Origin of the sequence: Virgibacillus alimentarius, from assembly GCF_017874635.1 — a bacterium.
Lineage (GTDB): Bacteria > Bacillota > Bacilli > Bacillales > Amphibacillaceae > Virgibacillus_B > Virgibacillus_B alimentarius.
On record NZ_JAGIKX010000063.1, the window covers coordinates 1 to 3,375 of the forward strand.

The 3,375-nt window shown below is 36.0% G+C and carries 4 protein-coding genes; 3 read left to right on the forward strand and 1 reads right to left on the reverse strand.

Going from position 1 to position 3,375, the window contains the following annotated elements; translation table 11 throughout:
• The first annotated feature begins 196 nt into the window (after positions 1-196).
• Positions 197-1,051, forward strand: coding sequence for a YtnP family quorum-quenching lactonase (locus J2Z81_RS15535; RefSeq protein WP_029270820.1), 855 nt, complete (start codon positions 197-199; stop codon positions 1,049-1,051).
• Positions 1,052-1,116: 65 nt separating this feature from the next.
• Here the strand turns inward: J2Z81_RS15535 and J2Z81_RS15540 are convergent, their stop codons facing one another.
• Positions 1,117-1,434, reverse strand: a complete 318-nt coding sequence (locus J2Z81_RS15540) for a PepSY domain-containing protein (protein ID WP_029270822.1) — start codon at positions 1,432-1,434, stop codon at positions 1,117-1,119.
• 207 nt (positions 1,435-1,641) lie between these two features.
• Here J2Z81_RS15540 and J2Z81_RS15545 point away from each other — a divergent pair, with 207 nt between their 5' ends.
• Positions 1,642-2,709, forward strand: a complete 1,068-nt coding sequence (locus J2Z81_RS15545) for a M42 family metallopeptidase (RefSeq protein WP_029270824.1) — start codon at positions 1,642-1,644, stop codon at positions 2,707-2,709.
• Between the two features lie 59 nt (positions 2,710-2,768).
• Positions 2,769-3,275 (forward strand): DUF84 family protein, encoded by a 507-nt coding sequence (locus J2Z81_RS15550; RefSeq protein ID WP_029270826.1) that lies wholly within the window; start codon positions 2,769-2,771, stop codon positions 3,273-3,275.
• Positions 3,276-3,375 lie beyond the last annotated feature (100 nt).

Genomic DNA, 3,375 nt, shown 5'->3' on the forward strand with positions numbered 1-3,375 from the left:
CTTATTTGACATGCCTAATTTTAAATATCACCACTTTTCAAGAATAGCTAAATACTTTTTCATTCTTCTCTTGACTTTTTATAGCTGGTCTTTTTCATTAATTTTAATATAATTAGAACTTTAAATGATAGCGTTTGCAGAGTTTATTTGATTAAGCTAAACTGTTAGAAGAGGGAGAAAAGGAGAGATCAAACAAATGGAGACACTTCAAGTAGGACGAGCTGAATTAACGTGGTTAAGTGGGGGTGTTAATTTCCTTGATGGAGGAGCGATGTTTGGGGTTGTACCCAAACCACTATGGAGTAAAAAATATCCGCAAAATGAAAAGAATCAGGTAGAATTAAGAACGGATCCTATTTTACTGCAAATTGACGAGAAAAATTTTATCATCGATTCTGGCATCGGGAATGATAAATTAACAAGCAAACAATTGCGAAACTTTGGTGTTATGGAAGAATCATCTATCGAACATTCCCTTAAAGAATTAGGGCTAAGTATAACCGATATTGACGGTGTTTTAATGACGCACTTGCATTTTGATCATGCATGTGGGCTAACAAAGAAAGTTGATAATACATATCATTCTGTTTTTAAAGATATCCCAATATATACATCAGAAATAGAATGGTATGAGATGAGGAACCCGAATATTAGATCTGTAAATACTTACTGGAAGATGAACTGGGAACCAATTCAAGATCAAGTTAAAACATTTAATAAGGAATTAGAACTGCTTGATGGCTTAAAAATGATTCATACAGGGGGGCATAGCGACGGTCATTCCATTATTATATTTGAAGACGGTGAGGAGACATTTATCCATATGGCCGATATTATGCCAACACATGCACATCAAAATAAATTATGGGCACTCGCTTATGATGATTATCCAGTTACCTCTGTGCATCAAAAGGAAAAGTGGATGGAGTTTGGTTATCAGAAACAAGCATGGTACACATTTTATCATGATGCCTATTATCGAGCAATTCAATTTGACGAAACTGGAAAAAAAATGAATGAATTAAGGCGAGTAAGATATACGTATAAATAAAAATAGCTGCTATTATTAGATTGAGCAGCTATTTTCTTTCTTGTATATGTTGCGTAGATTCATTTTTATGATGCCGTTGGGATAGAATCAATAATTGCGCCTGTTTCTACATCTACATAAAATTCAAACTGCTTGTTTTCGCCATCAATATTACGAGTGACACCACCACGATATGCATTATACATAAGCCCATTTTTTTCAATTTCTTCTGGTTTCATATAAATCCACGATCCACTAATTGGGCCAGCTTTCTTAAAGGCTTCTTTAGCTTGTTTTAAAGCCTTTTCAGGAGTTACTTTTTGATAATGATTCATTTGCTGATGTGCTATAAAACCTGCAGCAAATCCTAGGCCAGCGACAAATAAAATATTTCTTTTACTCATAATAATTTCACCTCTAACTTAATTTTTACATCGAGTATGCCTCAATCGAATATAGCTAGAATATGTACAATCTAGTATACGACTTAACTTTAAGTATAACTTAAAAAGCAAAAAAAGAAAATCTTTCATTATAAAAGTGTGTAGTGGAAAAAAGGAAACGGTTTCCGTTATACTATATAAAGAAATTATATAAAGGTAGGGAAACTAATGAATCAAAGTACGCTACAATTGTTTAAAACATTGACTGAATTACAAGGTGCACCTGGTAATGAGCATCTTGTGCGTAATTTTATGAAATCGGAATTAGAGAAATATGCAGATGAAATTATTCAAGATAATCTTGGCGGTGTTTTCGGTGTAAAAAAGGGAGAAGGGCCGAAAGTAATGGTCGCCGGTCACATGGATGAAGTGGGCTTTATGGTCAGCCAAATTACGGAAGAGGGAATGATTCGTTTTCAAACGTTAGGTGGATGGTGGAGTCAAGTCTTATTAGCCCAACGTGTTCAAATTATGACTGATAACGGACCGATTACAGGAGTGATTGGATCTATTCCGCCACATAACTTAACAGATGCACAACGTAAAAAACCAATGGAAATAAAAAATATGTTAATCGATATTGGAGCCGATAATCGAAGAGATGCGCAGAAGATCGGTGTAAAACCTGGACAGTCCATCGTACCGATATGTCCATTTACGCCGATGGCAAATGATAAAAAAATACTTGCCAAAGCATGGGATAATCGATATGGTTGTGGACTTTCCATAGAACTGTTAAAAGAATTGCAAAATAAAACAGTTCCAAATCAATTATATTCCGGTGCTACTGTCCAAGAAGAAGTAGGTTTGCGTGGTGCACAGGTAGCATCAAACATGATTAACCCAGATATTTTTTATGCGCTCGATGCTTCTCCTGCCAATGATATGTCAGGTGATAAAAAAGAATTTGGACAACTGGGGAAAGGGGCGTTGCTGCGAATTTTTGATCGTACAATGATTACACATCGGGGCATAAGAGAGTTTATTCTAGATACAGCTGAATCCAACCATATTCCATATCAATATTTCATTTCACAAGGCGGTACTGATGCAGGTCGAGTGCATTTATCTAATAATGGAGTTCCGTCTGCAGTAATTGGTATTTGCTCACGCTATATTCACACTGCCGCATCGATGATTCATGTAGATGACTATCAGGCAGCAAAAGAATTATTAATTAAACTTGTTGAAACTACTGATTCGAACACATTACAACAAATTAAGAACCTTCACTAAGGAATAGAATAATAGGACAATAGTAAAAAAGAAATAAAAAAATTTGGCGAGGCGTGTTTATGAGAATAATTATCGGATCAAAGAATCCAACTAAATGGAAAGCAGTTCAAGATGTATTTGATACATATCAAGTTGATACGCTAAATGCTCCTTCACGCGTTTCCTCACAACCGTTTTCGGATGAGGAGACAAGAGAAGGTGCTATTAATCGTGCTTTACAATGTGCAGAATCCACACCTGGTGCAATCGGTATTGGCCTTGAAGGGGGAGTTATGTACATTAAAGATCAATTGTATTTATGTAATTGGGGAGCGCTTGTTACGGAAGATGAGAATATATATACAGCTAGCGGAGCTCGAATTGTGTTACCAATTGATATCGCTGAGCAACTAAAAGCAGGGAGTGAACTTGGTGATATTATGGATCAGTACACACGTAAAGAGGAGGTAAGAGAGAACGAGGGTGCTATTGGGATATTTACAAATGATTCCATTTCAAGGAGAAATATGTTTGTTCATGTTGTAAAACTATTGCGCGGGCAGTGGGAATATTGGATAAATAAATAAAGCAGGGGCTTGTCAACTAAAGTGTGTAAGTTATTCTAAATACTTTAACACACGATCTTTCAAGCGGTCATGAACGAGCAGCTGGTTCATCACCATCGCC